Consider the following 19,302-nt stretch of genomic DNA (forward strand, 5'->3'; position numbering starts at 1 on the left):
CGAGTTCGCCGCTCATCACCCGCTGCATGGCGGGTTGGTAGCCTGCCCGCCAGGCCAGGGCAAAGGCGTCACCATCCACTTGGGGGTACAGGGTCTGCATCTCGCGCACGATGCTGCCATGCCAATCGACGACGGTTCCAAAAATATCAAACGCCAGAACCTGGACGCTGTCGGGGGCGAATTGAGGTGTATGCATGGCAACATTGTTTCATGCACCGGCACAGTGGCTGTCACCCAAAGAGCAGACACGCTGCGCTGTTGACGTTATGGTCAAGGATTGTTGAAAAGAGAACCAGCGATGAGTGACCCTGACGACCGCCAACCTTATGCCAAACCCCAGCCCTGGGGCATGTCTCCGGACATGGTCATCCCCGATGTGGACACCGATGATGAGCGCCTGTGGGCGCCCATTGCCCCGGGCATCTGGTCAAGGCCTTTGCATTTGAACACCTCGGGTGGTTTTTACGTCCACCTGCTCAAGGTCAAACGCTCGGGCTTGCTGCAGCGCCACCGCCATTCAGGCATGGTGCACGCTTATGTGTTGCGCGGCAAATGGCTGTATCTGGAGCACGACTGGGTGGCCGAAACGGGCAGCTATGTATTTGAGCCCCCGGGTGAAACGCACACCTTGGTGGTGCCCGATGATTGCCAGGACATGGTCACCCTGTTCACGGTACACGGCGCGCTCATGTATGTGGACACACAGGGCAACGCCACGGGCTATGACGACGTGTTCACCCGCATCGAAAAATACCGCGCCCACTTTGAGACGGTGGGCTTGGGGGCGGATCATGTGAAAACCTTCATGCGCTGATCCTGAGGTCAGCGACAAAAAAACCGCCTCTGAGGGCGGTTTTTTTTGAGGACCTCACGCCCAGGTGAGGGCCGATATCAAAGCGGTTTCTTAAGCCAGTTGGCGATTTCGCCAATGATGCCCCGGCGGAAAGCCAGCACGCAGACCACAAAGATCACGCCTTGGATGATGGTGACCCATGCCCCGAATTGGGCGAGGTAGTTCTGCATGCTCACGATCACCGCTGCGCCGACCACTGGCCCAAACAAGGTGCCCAGACCGCCCAGCAGCGTCATCAAGACCACCTCTCCCGACATGGACCAATGGACGTCGGTCAGCGAGGCCAATTGGAACACCAGTGATTTGGTGGCTCCGGCGGTACCGGCCAAGGCGCCAGAGATCACAAAGGCGATCAGCTTGAACATGTCGGTGTCATAGCCCAGCGAAATCGCGCGGTCCTGGTTTTCGCGGATGGCCTTGAGAATCTGACCAAAAGGCGAATAAATGATGCGCCAGATCAAGGCAAAACCGGCCAGGAAGATGGCCAGCACAAACACGTACATGGCCGAGTTGTCGGACAAATCGAACACGCCAAACAACTTGCCACGCGGCACCGACTGAATGCCGTCTTCGCCACCCGTGAAGGGCGTTTGCAGGTAGAAAAAGAACACCATTTGCGAAAATGCCAAGGTGATCATGGCAAAGTAAATGCCTTGCCGACGAATCGCCAGCATGCCGGTGAGCAGCGCCAGCAAGCCTGAACAGGCGGTGGCGAACAACACCGCCAATTCGGGGTTCCAGCCCCAGACTTTGGCCGCATGGGCCGCGGCGTAGCCTGCGGTACCCAAAAACATGGCGTGGCCAAAAGACAGCAGGCCACCAAAACCGATAAGCAAATTGAAGGCGCATGCGAACAAGGCAAAGCACATGACCTTCATCAGAAAAATCGGGTAAACCCAGATGGGGGCGATCACCAGGACCAGCACCATGATGGCAAAAGCCACCCATTGGTGCGTGAACGACTGGGTCTTGAAGGAGGGCGTCGAGACTGTGGTCATGGTCTTACTTCTGCGTGCCAAACAAACCGGCGGGCTTGATCAGGAGAACAATGGTCATGATGATGAAAATCACCGTGCTGGAGGCTTCGGGGTAGAACACTTTGGTCAGGCCCTCGATCAGGCCCAGGCCAAAACCCGTGAGGATCGCGCCCATGATGGAGCCCATGCCGCCAATCACGACCACGGCAAACACCACGATGATGATGTCGGCACCCATGGTCGGGTTGACTTGGTAAATGGGTGCGGCCATCACACCGGCAAAAGCAGCCAAGCCCACGCCGAAGCCGTAGGTCAGGGTGATCATGCGGGGCACGTTGATGCCAAAGGCCTGCACCAGACTCGGGTTTTCGGTGGCGGCGCGCAAATAGGCGCCCAACTTGGTGCGCTCGATCACGTACCAGGTGGACAAGCACACCACCAGCGAAGCCACAATGACCCAAGCGCGGTACTTGGGCAGGAACATGAAGCCGGTGTTGTAAGCACCTTTGAATACTTCGGGCACAGGATAAGGCATGCCCGAAGAGCCGAATTCGTGGCGGAACAAACCCTGAATGATCAAGGCCAGACCGAAGGTGAGCAGCAGACCATACAGGTGGTCCAGCTTGTACAGCTTCTTGAGCATGGTGCGCTCAATCAGCATGCCGGTGGCACCCACCAGGATGGGCGTCACGATGAGCGACACCCAGTAGTTGATGCCCAACTTGGTGAGTGACAGGTAAGCCACAAAAGCGCCCAGCATGTACTGGGCGCCATGGGTGAAGTTGATGATGTTCAGCAAGCCGAAAATCACGGCCAGGCCCAGCGAGAGCAACGCGTAAAAAGAGCCGTTGATCAGCCCGATCAGCAATTGCCCAAAGAGGGCTTGCGAGGGTATGCCAAAGATTTCCATGATGATTCGACTTGCTTGAACAAACAGGTGTGGTTACTTCTTGACGAGTGGGCAATCGCTCTCAGCCAAGGGGCGGAAGGCCTCGTTGGCAGGGATGGTGGCCACCAGCTTGTAGTAGTCGTATGGGCCTTTGGACTCAGAAGGCTTCTTGACCTGGAACAGGTAGGCGGGGTGGATCTTGCGACCGTCAGGACGCACAGAGCCTTTGCCGAACAAAGGATCGTCGGTAGGCAGCTCTTTCATCTTGGCAGCGACTTTGGTGCCGTCATCGGTCTTGGCGGCGTCCACGGCCTTGAGGTAGTGGATCACGCTGGAGTAGACACCGGCTTGCACCATGGAGGGGTACTTGCCGCCTTGCGCTGCAGCAAATCGTTTGCTGAACGCGCGGGTGTTGTCGTTCAGGTCCCAGTAGAAGGTTTCGGTCAACATCAGGCCTTGAGCGATGTTCAGGCCCAGCGAATGCACGTCGGGCAAGAATACCAACATACCGGCCAGGTTTTGGCCGCCTTTGGTGATGCCGAACTCGGCCGCTTGTTTGATCGAGTTGGTGGTGTCACCGCCCGCGTTGGCCAAGCCAATGATCTTGGCTTTGGAGGCTTGAGCCTGCAGCAAGAAAGAAGAGAAGTCTTGGGTGGGGAATGGGGTGCGCACTTTGCCCACCACCTTGCCGCCGTTTTTGAGCACCACAGCTTCGGTGTCACGCTCCAAGGCGTGGCCGAAAGCGTAGTCGGCGGTCAGGAAGAACCAGGTGTCACCACCGCTTTTGACAATGGCTTTGCCGGTGCCGTTGGCCAGCATCCAGGTGTCATAAGCCCAGTGGATGGTGTTGGCGTTGCAGGCTTTGCCGGACAGGTCGGCCGTGGCAGAGCCAGAGTTCACATGCAGTTTGCCTTTGTCGCTGGCAATTTTGGCCACCGCCAGACCCACCGAAGAGGTGGGTACGTCGGCGATCATGTCGACTTTGTCGGTGTCAAACCATTGGCGAGCAACGTTGGAGCCGACATCGGGTTTGTTTTGGTGGTCAGCGCCCACGACTTCGACTTTCAAGGTGCTTTTGGTGGCCTTGATGTAGTCTTCGACGGCCATTTTGGCCGCGGTCAAGGAGCCGGGACCGGTGATGTCGGAGTAAAGACCCGACATGTCGTTGAGCACGCCGATCTTGACGATGCCGTCAGAGATTTGGGCTTGTGCGCCGCCAGCGAAGGCGGCCATGGCGGCCAAAGAAAGAAGTTTGCGTTTCATCGTGTTGTCTCCAGTTAGAAAAAAAAATCAGACGCCCAGGTACTCGTGCAACATGCCCATCTTGGAGGACAGTTCTTGCGAACTGAAGGTCTCCACCATCTGGCCATGCTCCATCACGTAAAACCGGTCGGCCAGCGGCGCGGCAAACCGGAAATTTTGTTCCACCATGATGATGGTGAAGCCTTTGGCTTTGAGGGCCGTGATCATGCGCGCCAAGGCTTGCACAATGACGGGGGCCAGGCCTTCGGAAATTTCGTCGAGCAACAAAAAGCGCGCGCCGGTGCGCAGGATGCGCCCCACGGCCAACATTTGCTGTTCACCGCCGGACAGACGTGTGCCCGGGCTGTTGCGTCGCTCCAGCAGGTTGGGGAACATGTCGTAGATTTCTTCGACCGACATGCCGTTGGGGGCGATGACAGGGGGAAGCAAGAGGTTTTCTTCGCACGTCAGGGCCGAGAAAATGCCGCGCTCTTCGGGGCAATAGCCCAAACCCAGTTTGGCGATCTGGTGTGGTGCCCAGTTCACGGTTTCTTGGCCGTGGATGGTGATGGAGCCGGTGCGCCGACCCACCAGGCCCAAGATGGATTTGACCGTGGTGGTGCGGCCTGCGCCATTGCGCCCCAAAAGCGTCACCACTTCGCCTTCGTTCACCGTGAGGTCCACCCCATGCAGGATGTGCGACTCGCCGTACCAGGCTTGCAAGTTGCTGATGCGCAGCATTTCTTTGGGCTCAGCCATGGGCTCCCTCCAGCTGGTTGTCGGTGGTGCCCATATAAGCTTCAAGGACTTGGGGGTTCTGCGACACCACGGCGTAAGGCCCTTCCGCAATCACTTGACCGCGTTGCAGCACACTGATGGTGTCGGCAATTTTGGACACCACGTTCATGTTGTGTTCCACCATCAAGACGGTGCGGTTGGCACTGACTTTTTTGATCAGTTGTGTGACACGGTCCACGTCTTCGTGGCCCATGCCTTGTGTGGGTTCGTCCAGCAACATCAACTCAGGCTGCATGGCCAAGGTGGTGGCGATTTCAAGGGCGCGTTTGCGGCCATAAGGCAATTCAACAGCTGTCAGGTCGGCCATGCTGCCAAGATCCACTTGGTCGAGCAGGGCCATGGCCTGGTCGTTGAGTTGGTTCAGGCTGCGCTCGGACCGCCAGAAATGCATCGAAATGCCGGTGGCCCGTTGCAAACCAATTCGCACGTTCTCCATCACCGTGAGGTTGGGAAACGTGGCCGAAATTTGGAAGGACCGCACTATGCCCCGCCGCGCCACTTGTGAGGGTTTTTCGGAGGTGATGTCGTGGCCATTGAACACAATCTGCCCCTTGGTGGGGATCAGGAACTTGGTCAACAAATTGAACACGGTGGTTTTGCCGGCGCCGTTAGGGCCGATCAGTGCATGGATTTGCCCGCGTTTGACACGCAGATCCACACCGTTGACCGCCACAAAACCCTTGAACTCTTTGGTGAGCCCATGGGTTTCGAGAATGATTTCGTCAGCCATTGAATTTTTACCTGGACAACAAAGAATAAATGACAGCCGCATTCTGTGTCCTGCACACCAGACCGCGTACATGGTTATCCCGCGGTTCTGTCTCTTGCGCGACGAAATATTCATCTGCCCCATGAGATCTGCCAATTTTCGGGGCTGTTGAAGCTCAGATGCCGGGGCAAAGCCCTTGCTGAAAGAAGGCCTTGACCTATTGATGCTCAATATTTGGTACTCAAAACATCACCATGCCGCCGTCCACATGGATGCTCTGGCCGGTCATGCCGCTGGATTCTGCCGATCCCAAAAACACCGCCAGGCCAGCGATTTCTGTGGGGTTCAATATGCGCCCCAAGGGCACACGGCTCAGTGCAGCCTTGACCAGTTCTTCGCCTGTCATGCCCGAGCTGTGTGCCACTTGGGCTTTGAGTTCTTCCACCATGTCGGTCTGAATGAAGCCCGGACAAATCGCATTCACGGTCACGTTGTGAGGGCTGGCTTCGAGCGCCACGCAACGGGTGATGCCCACCACGGCATGCTTGCTCACGTTGTAGGCGCTTTGGTTGCGCGAGCCCCATTTTCCAGCCGTCGAGGCCATGTTCACGATGCGCCCATGCCGGCGTGCCTGCATGCCCGGCAGCACCGCTTGCATGAAGTGAAGCACACCAAACAGGTTCACATCGAGCAGGTCCTGAAAGTCCCCCGGTGTGTAGTCCAAAAAAGACTTGGCACGGTAGACGCCGGCGTTGTTGACCAACACATCCACACGGCCGAAGTGCTGTTCCACCTGCTTGACGGCGGCAAAACAGGCATCGCGGTCGCGCACATTCAGGCTCAGCGTCAAGATTTGCTCAGCCGGTAAACCCAAGCTGTCCTGGACCTCTTGCAGCCGTGCCATGTCGGTGGCGATCAGGCACAAGCGGGCCCCTTCGGCCGCGTAGGCCTCAGCGATGGCCCGGCCAATGCCCCGACTGGCCCCAGTGATGATGGCGACTTGTTCGTCGAGGCGGTGGGCCATGGTCAATCCTTGTGTGCGCACTTTAGATGAGCGCCGCGCGTTTGCGCGGGTCGGCCGGTGGGCTGTGGTCATCGTGCGGTTTGGCAAGCGCTTTGCGCAGCACCGCCAGATAGCCCGGGGCCAGTTCCATGCGCGGGCCAAAGCCTTGCCCGATCAACATGCGGTGGGCCGCAGGCAGTTTCCAGCAGGGGGTAAATACAAACAAGTGGTGTTCCAGGTGGTAGTTGACCCAGTACGGCGCCAACACCATGCGCATGCCCCAGTTTGTCAAAGTGGTGCGCGTGTTGCGCAGCCGGTCATCGTTGTCGCCCACCACCGCATGCTCGGCGATGTTGCGGATGCGGCTGATGACTTGGTACCAGGTCAGCAATGGCAGCAACCACAAGGCAAAGTAGGCCCACCACACCCCGGCAGCCGCGGTGACTGCCAATATCAAGAGGTTGGTGAATAAAAAATGCTTTTCCTGGCGGGCCAGTTCAAGCCAGCGCTGGACACGGCGGGGGTCATCGCCCATTTCATGACGGAAGGTTTCCATGCGCCGCTGGTAGCCTGTGATGCCCAAAATGTCTCGGCGCATCTTGCGCCAGAAACTGGCCTTGCTGATCGGAAACGGGGCCGACAGGACCAGGTCAGGGTCTTCTTTTTGTTGGGTATGGCGGTGATGACTCAGGTGATAAGGGCGGTACAGCGTGAGGCTGGCGCCCACAGGCCAGCCACACAAAAAAGCACCGACGGTGTCGTTCAGTCGGGTGTTCTTGAACAAGGCCCGGTGCGCCGCATCGTGCATCAAGATCGCCAGGCCCAACTGCCTGCCGCCAATGAGCACAACGGCCACAACGAAGCTCAAGGGGTTGGGCCACGCGATGAAAAACGCCATCGCCAGCGCAATCACCCCCCAAGCGTGCAACACCAGATATGCCCCCATCCAGTCCGAGCGTTCACGTAAAAATGCGTCTTGCTCGGGGCTCAAGATGGGTTGGGTGTCGACGATCATGACAAATCCATGGGCAAAGTGCACATCTTGGACCTGTTGATCTTCACAAACAGTCACAGTCGTGACGGCTTAATGCTGGCGCAGAGACGGGCGTCGACGTGTTCTGAAAAGGGCTGTCAAAAAGAACCTGACTCGACAGCGTTCACAGGCGATTTAGCGCTGACCGTCGTGGACCGAAACAGCTTCCTTGGTCAAGCCACCCAGCCGCGAGTGAATGCGGCCACCCGTTCCCATGACCAAGGCAAACAAAATTTCATTAGGCCGAGGGGCATCTTGAATGCCCACTTCCATGCTGTTGAAGTGGCTGCGCACATAACAAGCGTGGATGTAATGCACGGGCACCATCAGGCGATACCCCGCGCTGGCCACCGCCTTGCTGGCCGGCACGATGGCTTTAGGGTTGCCCAACAACGATCGCATGGCCCAGCCCCCGGCTTCGTGCCAAACGGCGCCGTGTTCCATCTCCCCATTGACGCCCACGATGGCGGCTTTGCTGTAAACCTCGATGTTGTCTTTGCCCAGTGTGTCGATCAACTCTTGTGCCAACACTGTGCCCAGCGACCTGAGCTCGGCCATGAAATGCATGAGGTCCGGCGCATAGGTGCCTGCATAGGGGTTGTGAATGACAGCGCATGCGGCGGCCAGCTTCAAAGGCTGGTCGGTCACGGGGCCGCCCTCGTGGTAAGTGGTTTCAATGGTGAGGCTTCGTTTGCGTATCTGAATCAGTGACATCTTGAACTTTCAAAAAAGGCGGGTGCGTTGCCTTTGGCTGCGCTGGCAATAAGGTGCCCGTTGGGGTCAGGCGCCCGCAACCCGCTGAGGGACTTAGTTTTTCGGTATTTTGGCGTCGTTCACCACTTGAATCCATTTTTGGGTTTGTGCGGCCACCATGTTGCGCATCTCATCCGAGGTGCTGCCGCGCACCTCGCCGCCCATGTCCTCCAGGCGCGTTTTCACAGCGGGCACCAACAGCGCTTTTTGCAACTCGGCGTTCAGGCGGTCAATGACGGGTTTGGGGGTGCCTGCAGGCGCCATCAAACCGGCCCATGACTGAACGTCGTAGCCCGTCACCCCTTGCTCCGACACGGTCGGCACATCGGGCAGCCCCTGCCAGCGCTGAGGACCGGTGGTCGCAATGGCGCGAAGCTTGCCCGATTTGATGTTGGCCAGCACCGCTGTGGGCGGGGCAATGATCATCGGAATTTCTCCACCCAACAGCGCTGTCAGCGAAGCGGAATCGCCTCTGAAGGGCACATGCAGCAGCTTTGTTTTGGACGTGCTTGCGAGCAACTCGCCCGCCAGATGGTGTGTGGATCCGATACCCGCTGTCCCATAGCTCAATTCGGTTGGGTTGGCTTTTGCTGCGGCCAGCAATGCCGTCAGGTTCGGATACTTGCTGTTCGCCGGAACCACCACCAAGAAAGGAAAGTAAGTGATGGTGCTGACCATTTCAAAATCCTGCACCGTGCGGTATGCCAGATTATTGAACAAGGCCCCAGCAACGGCATGCCCACCGGTGGCCAACAGCAAGGTGTAGCCATCGGGCCTGGCTTTGGCGACGGTGGTGGCAGCAATGGTTCCGCCTGCGCCGGCTTGGGCCTCGACCACGATGGATTGGCCAAGACCTTTGCCCATTTCCAGGCCCACAGTTCGGGCGATGTTGTCGGCGTTGCCACCGGGAGCAAAACCTTGCATGACCTTGATGGGCCGGTCGGGATAGGCTTGTGCCGGCGCGGCCCCTGGGAGTGCCAAGGCGGTGATGGTCAGTGTGACCAGAAGTTGTCGACGAAGCATGGTGGTCTCCTAGTTATAAATGGTTCACTGTCAAATTCATGGTTTGAGCTGTGGGTCATGGGTGCATGACCAGCTTTCCACTGACAAGACCTTGGTCTAGCAAAGCGTGGGTTTTTTGGACCTCGCTGAGCTTAAAAATTTGGGGTGACGAAAAGCTGGCGCGCTGCTGAGCCAACAGGTCGATGGCGTTGTTCATCAGTCCGCGTCGTGTGTCACGGTCTGCGTCAAAGGTGTGCATTGAAAAACAACGAATGGCCAGGCTTTTCTCCAGCAATTGGCGCATCACTTGGAAGGTGTCTTCGGTTGGCGGACCTTGCACGATGTTGTAGGACACCAGCGTGCCAAAAGGTGCCAGGCTTTTGAGCCCATCGACCAAACTTTGTCCACCCAAGTGATCGAACACCAGATTCAGCCCTTTGCTCTTGGTGATCTGCGCAAGGCGCTCTTTCGGTGTTTCGTCGTCGGTACAAATGACGTGGTCAAAGCCATGGGCCAATGCAAATTGCGCTTTGTCACGGCTTCTGCTGGTGCCAATGGTGACAAAGCCCTTAAGCTTGGCCACTTGGCACAACATCCCCGCCACGCCACCCGAAGCTCCGGTGATCAATACATGGGGTGCTTCGCATGTCATGGGGCCAGCACTCTGCAGGAGTGCCAAAGCCAACTGCAAATTGGGCAGGCTCACCGCATCGTCAAAAGAAACAGTGTCTGGCAATCGGTAGGGTGCATCTTCGGGTACCACGATGGCTTCTGCATAACAACCGCCTCGTTGGGGCAACTCACGGGCGCTGACCAAAACGCGGTCACCCATCTGCCATTGCGTGACCCCCTCGCCCACGGCATCCACCACACCGGCCAATTCGGCACCGGGTATTGCGGGCAAGGGTGGCATCCATTTGTAGGTGCCTTTGCGGATCAGAACATCGGGCCTGCCCACGCCAATCGCGCAGGCTTTGACGCGAACCTGTCCAGGACCTGGCAGCGGATCGGGCAGATCCACTTCGATCAGGTTTTCAGGTCCGCCAGGCACCTGGACTTGAATCGCTTTCATGTTCAGGCTTGTGCCACGATCGGGTTGACCAAGGTACCGATGCCTTCGATTTCCACTTCACAGACATCGCCCGGCTTCATGAACCACTGGGGCTTTCGGCTCCAGCCCACGCCAGCGGGCGTCCCCGTGATGATCACATCGCCTGGCACCAGCGTGAAGATGGTGGAGGCGTAGCTGATGAGCTTGGCAATCGGGAAAATCATGTGCCCGGTGTGGCTCGACTGCACCACTTCGCCGTTCAGGCGGGTGATCAGCTTCAGTTCTTGGTTGGGCGCGATTTCATCGGCGGTGACCATCCAGGGGCCAAAGCCTCCGGTGGACTCAAAGTTCTTGCCCGATGCGATTTGCTTGGCGTGGAACTGCCATTCGCGGATGCTGCCATCGTTGTAGCAGGAATAGCCCGCTACATGGTCAAACGCATCGGCTTCAGAAATGTTGCGGCCTTCTTTGCCAATGATCACGGCCAATTCGCCTTCCCAGTCGAGCGAACCAGAGACCTTAGGACAAATGATGGGCTGACCGTGCGCGACTTGCGAGCGCCATACGCGCAGAAAAATAGGAGGCTCTTCGGACAGTTCGCGGTGCATGCCTGCTGCCAACACTTCTTGGTGGTGGTCCATGTAGTTGCGCACAGCACACACGATCTTTTCCGGTTTGGGAATGACCGGCAAAAATGTGATGTTGCCCATGGCAATGGACGTTTTTTGTTGGGCTGCATCGTGCTGCGCTTGCAGGTAAGCGCCGGAGGCAATGTAGTCGGTGAGCGTGGCAAATTGCGGCATCGCTTGGCCCAGATCCACCACGGTGTCGGGGCCTGTCACGGCACCCCAGGTTTCGCGGCCTTGGTGAACGAAGGAGAGTAATTTCATGGGAGTTCCTAGGGTGAAATGGATTTAGATTTTTTGAGCGAATTGCGCTTGCCATTGGTCAATCGGCATGAAGCTGGGATCACTGCGGCAGATCGCTTCGGTTTCGCGCAAGATGGTGTCGTCGTCTTGGCTCAGATCGAGCGGATCGCCGTGTGGTTGTGAAATGTAGAAAGGCATGTCAATGTAGGTTTCCACCGTGTTGCCCTCCGGATCTGCAAAGTAAACCGACAGCGCATTGCCGTGGTTCATGGGCATCACCTTGGTCGCACCCAAGGCCGTGGCTTTGTCACGTAAATCGCGCAATGTCTGGATGGAGGGCACTGCAAAAGACAGTTGCATCACCGTGCTGAAGGTGGCCTCTGGCGGACGGCCGCCAGCGATGACCAACTGGTGGTGTTGGTCGGGTGTTGAACTCAAAAAAACCAAGGGGGCTTTGAAGGTTTTGCCTACCCCTCGGTCATTGATCACCATGCCAAAAACCGAGGTGTAAAAGTGCACCATTTTTTCGACATCCCAGACATAGATGCCGAAATGAGAAGGGGTCGGTTTTGTGACTTGCAGCATGGGGTCTTTGGGTTGAAGGTTAAAAATCAGGTGCGATTTTTTGGCATCAGTGCAAAAGCGGCCAACACATTGGTTTGCGTGCCGGCAATGTGTTCGCTGAGCATTTGGCTTGCAGTGGCCGCATCGCGCCGTACCACGGCTTTCATCAGGGCACGGTGCTCGGCGTCTTTCTTTTTGAGCACGGTTCTGTTGCGTGCGGCAAAGTGCCGATACCGCTCGGCTTGGTCAAACAGGCTTATGCTCCAGCTCAGTTGCCGCTCAGAGGGGCAGGCGGCGATCAGGGACATGTGAAAGTCCCGGTGGCGCTGGCTCCACTCGGCGTCGAGGACGACGGGCCCTAGTGGCAGGCGAGACTCTATTTTTTCGAGGCGGTGAAAGCTCGCCACAATGTTTGCTTCCCAAGCATCATCACCGTGTTGTATCGATTCGCGCAGCGCAGTCACGTCGAGCAGCAGGCGCATTTTGGTAATGTCGGCCAGATCGTCTGGCGATATGGCTGCCACCCTGAAGCCGCGACGCTCGTCCGCCTTGACCAGTCCCTCTTGTACCAAACGGTTCAGAGCTTCGCGCAGTGGACTGCTGGAGTACCCGTACAGGGATTGCAAAGTGTCCAGTTTGAGCTTGGTTTCGGGTGCGTGCCGACCCGACAAAACATCTTGTCGAAGCACCTGGAATGCTTGTTCAGAGACGGTGGTGTTGGGTGTGATTCCTTGCATGATTTACAAATTGTGCACAAAAATCAGATTGTGCGCATTCATGCTAACCCTAGGCTGCAAAGCCATGGGCGTCGTTCAGCGGCTAGGGGTGCGACCGTCAGTGGGTCGATTCAGCACAACCGGGATTCATTTGCCGATGCAAAAACTCGAAAAGATCACGCCCAGCAAGTCATCGGCGCTGAACTCCCCCGTGATCTCGTTCAGGGCGTTTTGGCCCAGGCGCAGCTCTTCGGCCAGCAGGTCCAGGTTTTGCGCTCGGGCGGACAGATGGGCGTCGGCCAGATCCAGATGTTCACGCACCCGGTGCAGCGCTTGCACATGGCGCTCGCGGGCCATGAACAGGCCTTCGCTGGCTTGCTGCCAGCCGGCTTGTTGCAGCAGTTGCTGGCGCAGGGCTTGCAGGCCTTCGCCTGTGCGGGCGGACAAGGTCAGGCCCGATCGATTGGCCAAGCCCTTGGCCGCATCTGCCTTGTTCCACACGTCGATCACGGCGATGTTGGCGGACAAACGGGTTTTCAAAGCGGTGGCAATCTCGGCATCGGCGTTGTCGTATTCGGTCTGGCCCGTGCGTGTCAGGTCGTGCAAAAAAAGCACCGCATCTGCGTTGTCGATCTGGCCCCAAGCGCGGGCAATGCCGATTTGCTCCACCTCGTCCACGCCTTCGCCTTGGCGCAGTCCGGCGGTATCGATCACATGCAGTGGCACGCCTTCGATTTGAATGGTTTGCTGTACCACATCGCGTGTGGTGCCCGCAATCGGTGTGACGATGGCCAGCTCGGCCCCGGCCAGCGCGTTGAGCAGCGAGCTCTTGCCTGCATTGGGCTGCCCGGCAATCACCACCTTGATGCCTTCGCGCAGCAAGGCGCCTTGCTTGGCTTTGCCCAGTACCGCCATCAGTGCCACTTGCAAGCGCGTCAGTTGCCCTTGTGCGTCGGCTTTTTGCAGGAAGTCAATTTCTTCTTCCGGAAAATCCAAGGTCGCTTCCACCAGCATGCGCAGGTGAATCAAGGCGTCGCGCAGCACATGGATTTCTTTGGAAAAATCACCGGCCAAAGACCGGCTGGCGCTGCGTGCCGCCGCTTCGGTGCTGGCGTCGATCAGGTCGGCAATCGCCTCGGCTTGCGCCAAGTCGATCTTGTCGTTCAAAAAAGCGCGTTCAGAAAATTCGCCCGGCTGCGCCACCCGCAATCCGGCCAAACGTGGCAGACCGGTGGCGGGGTCAATTTCGGCCGCCGCCTGCACGCAACGCGCCACCAGCAACTGCAGCACCACAGGGCCACCATGGGCTTGCAGCTCCAGCACGTCCTCACCCGTGAACGAGTGCGGGGCCACAAAGTGCAAAGCCAGGCCATGGTCAATCGGGCTGCCATCGGCATCGGCAAAAGGCAGGTAGCTTGCCTCGCGCGGCTGGAGCTGACGCCCACACAGCACCTGAATCAGCGAAGACAGATGGCGGCCCGACACCCGCACAATGCCCACTGCGCCACGGCCTGGTGCGGTGGCGATGGCGACGATGGGCTCTTGGTGTCTGGCGAGCATGGGCAGTTGCAACCGGGGTAGATGGGGAGAGCCAATGGCCAAAAAAAGGCCGCTTTCGCGGCCCTTCGGGGTTACTTGAAGGATGGCAGATTGAACTGCGGCGGTACGCCCATGCGGGTGTTGATCATCCACTGCTGAGCGATCGACAAGATGTTGTTGGTGATCCAGTACAGCACCAAGCCGGCCGGGAAGAAGAAGAACATCACCGAAAAGATCATGGGCATGAACCACATCAACTTGGCTTGCATCGGGTCTGGTGGCGCGGGGTTGAGCGCTGTTTGCAGCAAGGTGGTCAATGTCATCACGATCGGCAAGATGAAAAAAGGATCGGGCGCTGAAAGGTCATTGATCCACAAGATCCACGGGGCGTTGCGCATTTCCACGCTGGACAACAGCACCCAGTAAAGTGCAATGAACACCGGAATTTGAACCATGATCGGGAAGCAGCCACCCATCGGGTTGACCTTTTCTTCTCGGTAAATGCGCATCATCTCTTGCTGCATTTTTTGCGGATCGTTTTTCAAGCGCTCACGCATTTCCATGATTTTGGGGTTGATGGCCTTCATCTTGGCCATGCTGGCGTAAGCCTTGGCGTTGAGCCAGTAAAAAGCGATCTTGAGCAAGAGCACCAGCGCCACGATGGACCAGCCCCAGTTCTGGATGAAGCTGAACAGCTTGTCGAGCAACCAGTACAAAGGCTTGGACAGCATGGCCAACCAGCCATAGTCCTTTACCAAGTCCAGGCCGGGCGCCAAAGCTTCAAGCGCCTTCTCCTCTTGAGGGCCGCTGAACAATTGAGCGCTCACGCTTTTGGACTGGCCAGGCGCCACATCGGCCAAGGGTGTGATCATGCCCACAGCGTACAAATTGGTATCGACCTTGCGCACGAAGTTTTCGCGCTGAATGCCATCTGCCAGCAGCCAAGCGGTTGCAAAGTAGTGTTGCACCATGGCCACGTAGCCATTGGGCGAGCTCTTGTCGATTTCGGCCTTGTTCTTCTCGATGTCGCTGAACTCAACCTTTTGGTACTTTTTGGCCTCGGTATACACAGCAGGGCCTGTGAAGGTCGAATAGAACGACGATTCGCCCGCAGGCTTGTTGCCATCACGCACCAATTGCATGTACAGCTGTGGTGACACATTGGCCGTGCCGGTGTTGACCACTTCATGCTTCACACCAATCGCGTAGTTGCCGCGCTGCAGGGTGTAGGTCTTGATCAACTTCACACCGTTTTGCGCATCCGACTCGAAGCGCAAGGTCAATTCGTTCTGGCCGTCTTTCAGGCTGCGTTCACCGCTGAACTTCATGGGCGATTTGTGCGTCGGAAAGTCGCCGCCAATCAGGCCGGTTTGCGCCACATAAACGCGGCTGCTGCTCTGGTCAAGAAATACAAAAGGCTTGGTGCTGTCGACAAAATCAGCGTGTTGGGTGAATTCGGTACGCACCAAGGAGCCGCCTTCGGAGTCAAAGCTCAGCTTGAGCACATCGGTGTTCACTTCGATGGTCTCGCGGGCCCCAGCCGTGACAGCGGGCACAGACGAGGGCACTTGGCCCGGTGTGGCTGCCACCGCTGCGGGGGTGGCTGTGGGCACAGCGTTGGCACTGGCCGCAGGTGCTGCCGCCTCTTTGGCGGGAGCCGCAACTTCCGGTTTCGGAAAGAAAGTGGCCTTTTGGCCGTTGTACAACTGCCATTGGTCCCACAACAGAACCATTGAAAAACCAAAAATCACCCAAAGGATGGTGCGGCGGATATCGTTCATGGGGTCTTCTTTGACGAAGTAGGAGGAAACAATGCAGAGAACAAGCGGGGTGCTTGTGAGGGAACAGGGTCGTGACCACCGGTACACCAGGGACCACAACGCACCAAACGGTGAACGGTCAGGTAAGCGCCTTGGGCGGCACCATGCTGTTCCAAGGCTTGCAAAGCATAGGCCGAACACGTGGGCTCAAAACGGCAGGACGATCCCAACCAAGGGCTCAGCAGCAAGCGGTAGCCGCGCACCATACCCATCAATAAGCGCTGGATGATCATGCGCTGACCTCCATGGTGGGGGGCCGGACTGCGCGCTCGAACAACTGCATCAGCTCCAGGCGGACGGCCAGTTTCAGAGGTTCAGACGAGGCACTGATGAATTGCTCGCGGTCAAACGTGGTGCGCAAGCGAACCACATGAGCGGCCGCAGGCAGACGATCACCAAAGTGCTCGCTCACGTTGTAGATTTGGCGTTTGATGGCATTGCGCGTCACAGCTCGCCGTGCCCAGCGTTTGGGCACCATGGCACCCAGCCAAACATCAAAAATGCCAAAAAGGGCCTGTTCCGGTGAAGGTGCAGGCCCGACTTGTTTGGCAGAAGGCAAGGAAATGTCTGCAGGCGGAGTCAATGTCAGGCGGTGCAACACAAAATGCGCAGTACGCGAAACTGTTCCACCCGCCAGGGCGGCCTGAAACTGTGGGCGTGTTTTTAAACGCTGCACGATGGCCAAACCCTGAGATCAACCGGCTGCCGCGGCGACAGGCCACAGCCACACGGTCGAAAAGGCATTAGACAGCCAGACGCTTGCGACCTTTGGCGCGACGCGCATTGATCACAGCGCGACCGCCACGGGTTTTCATGCGAACCAGGAAGCCGTGGGTACGGGCGCGACGTGTCTTGGAGGGTTGGTAAGTGCGTTTCATGACTGTTCCTTAGTACCCAATGCCATGAATCGGCTTTGGGCGAAACCCAAGATTATCGCAAACTTTCGGGCGCTCGGCAAATAATCCGACTTTTGCATTTCGGGTGTTCCCTGATCCCCATCAGAACCGATGTGGTTTATGATGGTATTCAGAACCCCCATCGGCATGTGGATAAGCTCTTGATAAGCTTGGTTTCCTTGTCGCCTCTTGTCTCAACTGTCCACAAAAAAAATACAACATGTCCGAGGGACCCACCCCAGAATTTTCGATGGATGCTGGCCAAGCTTTGTGGCAGGCCTGCTTGGACGAATTGTCCCGCGAGTTGCCCGAGCAGCAGTTCAACACATGGATCAAACCGCTCACCGCGCAGGTGTCGGAAGACCCATTGCGCATGACCTTGTTTGTGGCCAACCGGTTCAAACTCGACTGGATTCGCGCTCAATATGCGGGCCGTCTGGCGGCCATGCTCGAGAGCCTGCAAGGCCATCCGGTTCAAATAGAGTTAGTGATCACTCCGCGCGATGTCGGCATCAGGCCTGTGCGCCAGTCCACGCCTTCTTCGATGGGAAACGGACCTGAGCCGATCGATCTGCCCGAAGAGCCGGCAGCCAATACCTTTCGCAGCCGCCTCAATACAGCGCTGACTTTTGACAACCTGGTCGAAGGCACCGCCAACCGCATGGCGCGTGCAGCGGCCATGCATGTGTCGGGTTCCCCAGGGCATTTGTACAACCCCTTGTTCATTTATGGTGGCGTGGGTTTGGGCAAGACCCACCTGATGCACGCCATCGGCAACCAGCTGCTGGCCGATCGCCCGGAGGCCAAGGTTCTCTACATCCACGCTGAACAATTCGTCTCGGATGTGGTTAAGGCCTACCAACGCAAGACTTTTGACGAGTTCAAGCACCATTACCATTCGCTCGATTTGTTGCTGATCGACGATGTGCAGTTCTTTGCCAACAAGGACCGCACGCAAGAAGAGTTCTTTAATGCTTTTGAAGCGTTGTTGGCCAAAAAGTCGCACATCGTGATGACCAGCGACACCTACCCCAAGGGCCTGGCCGACATCCACGAGCGCTTGGTGTCGCGCTTTGATTCAGGCCTCACGGTGGCCATGGAGCCGCCCGAACTCGAAATGCGGGTGGCGATCCTGATCAACAAGGCCATCAGCGAAGGCAGCGAAATGCCCGAGGAGGTGGCATTTTTCGTCGCCAAAAACGTGCGCTCCAACGTGCGTGAACTTGAAGGCGCGCTGCGCAAAATTTTGGCCTATTCGCGTTTTAATCAAAAGGAAGTCTCCATCCAGCTGGCCAGAGATGCGCTGCGCGACCTGCTGTCAATCCAAAACCGACAGATCAGTGTGGAAAACATCCAAAAGACGGTGGCCGACTATTACAAGATCAAGGTCGCCGACATGTACAGCAAGAAGCGCCCGGCCAGCATCGCCCGGCCGCGCCAGATTGCCATGTACCTCGCGAAAGAAATGACCCAAAAAAGCCTGCCTGAGATCGGCGAGCTGTTTGGCGGGCGTGACCACACCACCGTGCTGCATGCCGTGCGCAAGATCAACGCCGAACGCCAGCAAATGACCGAGTTGAACCAGCAGCTGCACGTCCTGGAGCAAACCCTCAAGGGTTGAGACGGCATGACGCTGCCATTGCCGCCCAGAATTAAGCGATTTGGCCCCACTGGGGCCCGATTTGGTCCCAAAAAAGGCGAAAATACAACTTGTTGTCCAAATCACGCCAGCCCCACGCTGTGGCATGAAAAATCACCAAAGGTAGACAAATGATCGTTCTGAAGGCCACCCAAGACAAATTGCTGTCGGTCCTGCAATCCGTGTCCGGCATTGTCGAACGACGTCACACACTGCCCGTGTTGGCCAACGTGCTGATCCGCAAAACCGGCCGCGCCGTGCAACTGACCACCAGCGATCTGGAAATCCAGATCCGCACCACGGCCGAGGTGGATGGCGACCCAGGCGACTTCACCACCACCGTGGGTGCCCGCAAGCTCATCGATATCCTGCGGACCATGCCCGCTGACCAGTCCGTCAGTCTGGAGTCCTCGCAAGCCAAGCTGATCCTCAAGGGTGGCAAGTCCAAGTTCACCTTGCAGACCTTGCCCGCAGAAGACTTCCCGCTGGTGCAAGAAGCGGCCAGCTTCGGCCCCGTGTTCAGCGTGCCGCAAAAAACCCTCAAGCAATTGCTGGGTCAGGTCTCGTTTGCCATGGCCGTGCACGACATCCGTTACTACCTCAACGGCATCTTGTTTGTGGCCGAAGGCAACCGTCTGAGTCTGGTCGCCACCGACGGCCACCGCCTGGCCTTCACCGCCGCCACGCTCGACGTGGAAGTGCCCACCAAACAAGAAGTCATCTTGCCGCGCAAGACCGTGCTGGAACTGCAGCGCTTGCTGTCGGACACCGACGGCGCGATCGAGATGCAATTTGCCAACAACCAGGCCAAGTTCAGCTTTGACGGCATGGAGTTCGTGACCAAGTTGGTCGAGGGCAAGTTTCCCGACTACAACCGCGTCATCCCCAAAGGCCACAGCAACAACCTGACCTTGGGCCGCCAAGCCCTGTTGTCTTGCCTGCAGCGCAC

The 19,302-nt window shown here is 57.6% G+C and carries 21 protein-coding genes and 1 pseudogene; 3 read left to right on the forward strand and 19 right to left on the reverse strand.

All coding sequences use genetic code 11. The features are described from left to right. Positions 1 to 196, reverse strand: a pseudogene (locus Q0O19_RS08920) (haloacid dehalogenase type II); the annotation flags it as partial. A gap of 102 nt (positions 197 to 298) precedes the next feature. On the opposite strand from Q0O19_RS08920, the gene Q0O19_RS08925 reads away from it, so the two are divergent. Beyond that, a complete protein-coding gene (locus Q0O19_RS08925; RefSeq protein WP_295522138.1) occupies positions 299 to 814 on the forward strand; it encodes a 2,4'-dihydroxyacetophenone dioxygenase family protein in 516 nt (171 codons plus the stop codon). A gap of 77 nt (positions 815 to 891) precedes the next feature. Here Q0O19_RS08925 and Q0O19_RS08930 read toward each other — a convergent pair whose 3' ends face one another. The 18 genes from Q0O19_RS08930 to rpmH all read right to left on the reverse strand — a co-directional run bounded on the left by Q0O19_RS08930 (position 892) and on the right by rpmH (position 16,696). Continuing rightward, positions 892 to 1,851 (reverse strand): branched-chain amino acid ABC transporter permease, encoded by a 960-nt coding sequence (locus tag Q0O19_RS08930; RefSeq protein ID WP_295522141.1) that lies wholly within the window; start codon positions 1,849 to 1,851, stop codon positions 892 to 894. Positions 1,852 to 1,855: 4 nt separating this feature from the next. Next, positions 1,856 to 2,743, reverse strand: a complete 888-nt coding sequence (locus tag Q0O19_RS08935; protein WP_295522176.1) for a branched-chain amino acid ABC transporter permease — start codon at positions 2,741 to 2,743, stop codon at positions 1,856 to 1,858. A 30-nt stretch (positions 2,744 to 2,773) separates the two neighbouring features. Beyond that, a complete protein-coding gene (locus Q0O19_RS08940; protein WP_295522144.1) occupies positions 2,774 to 3,982 on the reverse strand; it encodes an ABC transporter substrate-binding protein in 1,209 nt (402 codons plus the stop codon). 27 nt (positions 3,983 to 4,009) lie between these two features. Then, positions 4,010 to 4,720: an ABC transporter ATP-binding protein gene (locus Q0O19_RS08945; protein ID WP_295522146.1), complete on the reverse strand. Its 711-nt coding sequence runs from the start codon at positions 4,718 to 4,720 to the stop codon at positions 4,010 to 4,012. After that, positions 4,713 to 5,489 (reverse strand): ABC transporter ATP-binding protein, encoded by a 777-nt coding sequence (locus Q0O19_RS08950; protein WP_295522148.1) that lies wholly within the window; start codon positions 5,487 to 5,489, stop codon positions 4,713 to 4,715. Before Q0O19_RS08950 ends, Q0O19_RS08945 begins: the two co-directional genes overlap by 8 nt. A 220-nt stretch (positions 5,490 to 5,709) precedes the next feature. Beyond that, complete coding sequence (locus tag Q0O19_RS08955) at positions 5,710 to 6,492, reverse strand: SDR family NAD(P)-dependent oxidoreductase (RefSeq protein ID WP_295522150.1); 783 nt, start codon at positions 6,490 to 6,492, stop codon at positions 5,710 to 5,712. A 22-nt stretch (positions 6,493 to 6,514) separates the two neighbouring features. Beyond that, positions 6,515 to 7,486 (reverse strand): fatty acid desaturase family protein, encoded by a 972-nt coding sequence (locus Q0O19_RS08960; protein WP_295522152.1) that lies wholly within the window; start codon positions 7,484 to 7,486, stop codon positions 6,515 to 6,517. 153 nt (positions 7,487 to 7,639) lie between these two features. Continuing rightward, on the reverse strand, positions 7,640 to 8,218 hold the full coding sequence (locus tag Q0O19_RS08965) for an amino acid synthesis family protein (protein WP_295522155.1): 579 nt from the start codon (positions 8,216 to 8,218) through the stop codon (positions 7,640 to 7,642). A gap of 93 nt (positions 8,219 to 8,311) precedes the next feature. Further along, entirely contained in the window at positions 8,312 to 9,280 is a 969-nt protein-coding gene (locus Q0O19_RS08970; protein WP_295522157.1) for a tripartite tricarboxylate transporter substrate binding protein, read from the reverse strand. Between the two features lie 55 nt (positions 9,281 to 9,335). Continuing rightward, complete coding sequence (locus Q0O19_RS08975; RefSeq protein ID WP_295522158.1) at positions 9,336 to 10,331, reverse strand: zinc-dependent alcohol dehydrogenase family protein; 996 nt, start codon at positions 10,329 to 10,331, stop codon at positions 9,336 to 9,338. A 2-nt stretch (positions 10,332 to 10,333) separates the two neighbouring features. Beyond that, complete coding sequence (locus Q0O19_RS08980) at positions 10,334 to 11,200, reverse strand: fumarylacetoacetate hydrolase family protein (RefSeq protein WP_295522160.1); 867 nt, start codon at positions 11,198 to 11,200, stop codon at positions 10,334 to 10,336. Positions 11,201 to 11,224: 24 nt separating this feature from the next. After that, on the reverse strand, positions 11,225 to 11,764 hold the full coding sequence (locus Q0O19_RS08985) for a VOC family protein (RefSeq protein WP_295522162.1): 540 nt from the start codon (positions 11,762 to 11,764) through the stop codon (positions 11,225 to 11,227). Positions 11,765 to 11,790: 26 nt separating this feature from the next. Further along, positions 11,791 to 12,480 carry an FCD domain-containing protein gene (locus tag Q0O19_RS08990; RefSeq protein ID WP_295522164.1) on the reverse strand — a complete coding sequence of 230 codons (690 nt, stop codon included), beginning with the start codon at positions 12,478 to 12,480 and terminating at the stop codon, positions 11,791 to 11,793. 126 nt (positions 12,481 to 12,606) lie between these two features. Further along, entirely contained in the window at positions 12,607 to 14,019 is a 1,413-nt protein-coding gene (gene mnmE, locus Q0O19_RS08995; RefSeq protein WP_295522166.1) for a tRNA uridine-5-carboxymethylaminomethyl(34) synthesis GTPase MnmE, read from the reverse strand. Positions 14,020 to 14,090: 71 nt separating this feature from the next. Then, positions 14,091 to 15,779 carry a membrane protein insertase YidC gene (gene yidC, locus Q0O19_RS09000; RefSeq protein WP_295522168.1) on the reverse strand — a complete coding sequence of 563 codons (1,689 nt, stop codon included), beginning with the start codon at positions 15,777 to 15,779 and terminating at the stop codon, positions 14,091 to 14,093. Continuing rightward, positions 15,776 to 16,048: a membrane protein insertion efficiency factor YidD gene (gene yidD, locus Q0O19_RS09005; protein WP_295522178.1), complete on the reverse strand. Its 273-nt coding sequence runs from the start codon at positions 16,046 to 16,048 to the stop codon at positions 15,776 to 15,778. The genes yidC and yidD overlap by 4 nt, the downstream gene beginning before the upstream one ends. Next, positions 16,048 to 16,494 carry a ribonuclease P protein component gene (locus tag Q0O19_RS09010; protein WP_295522170.1) on the reverse strand — a complete coding sequence of 149 codons (447 nt, stop codon included), beginning with the start codon at positions 16,492 to 16,494 and terminating at the stop codon, positions 16,048 to 16,050. The genes yidD and Q0O19_RS09010 overlap by 1 nt, the downstream gene beginning before the upstream one ends. 67 nt (positions 16,495 to 16,561) lie before the next feature. Continuing rightward, positions 16,562 to 16,696: a 50S ribosomal protein L34 gene (gene rpmH / locus Q0O19_RS09015; RefSeq protein WP_005798102.1), complete on the reverse strand. Its 135-nt coding sequence runs from the start codon at positions 16,694 to 16,696 to the stop codon at positions 16,562 to 16,564. A 238-nt stretch (positions 16,697 to 16,934) separates the two neighbouring features. Here rpmH and dnaA point away from each other — a divergent pair, with 238 nt between their 5' ends. Further along, positions 16,935 to 18,335: a chromosomal replication initiator protein DnaA gene (gene dnaA / locus Q0O19_RS09020; RefSeq protein ID WP_295522172.1), complete on the forward strand. Its 1,401-nt coding sequence runs from the start codon at positions 16,935 to 16,937 to the stop codon at positions 18,333 to 18,335. Between the two features lie 149 nt (positions 18,336 to 18,484). Further along, a partial coding sequence (dnaN, locus tag Q0O19_RS09025) for a DNA polymerase III subunit beta (protein WP_295522174.1) occupies positions 18,485 to 19,302 on the forward strand: 818 nt, incomplete at its 3' end.

Source organism: Limnohabitans sp. Rim8 (assembly GCF_945869175.1).
GTDB lineage: Bacteria > Pseudomonadota > Gammaproteobacteria > Burkholderiales > Burkholderiaceae_C > Limnohabitans_A.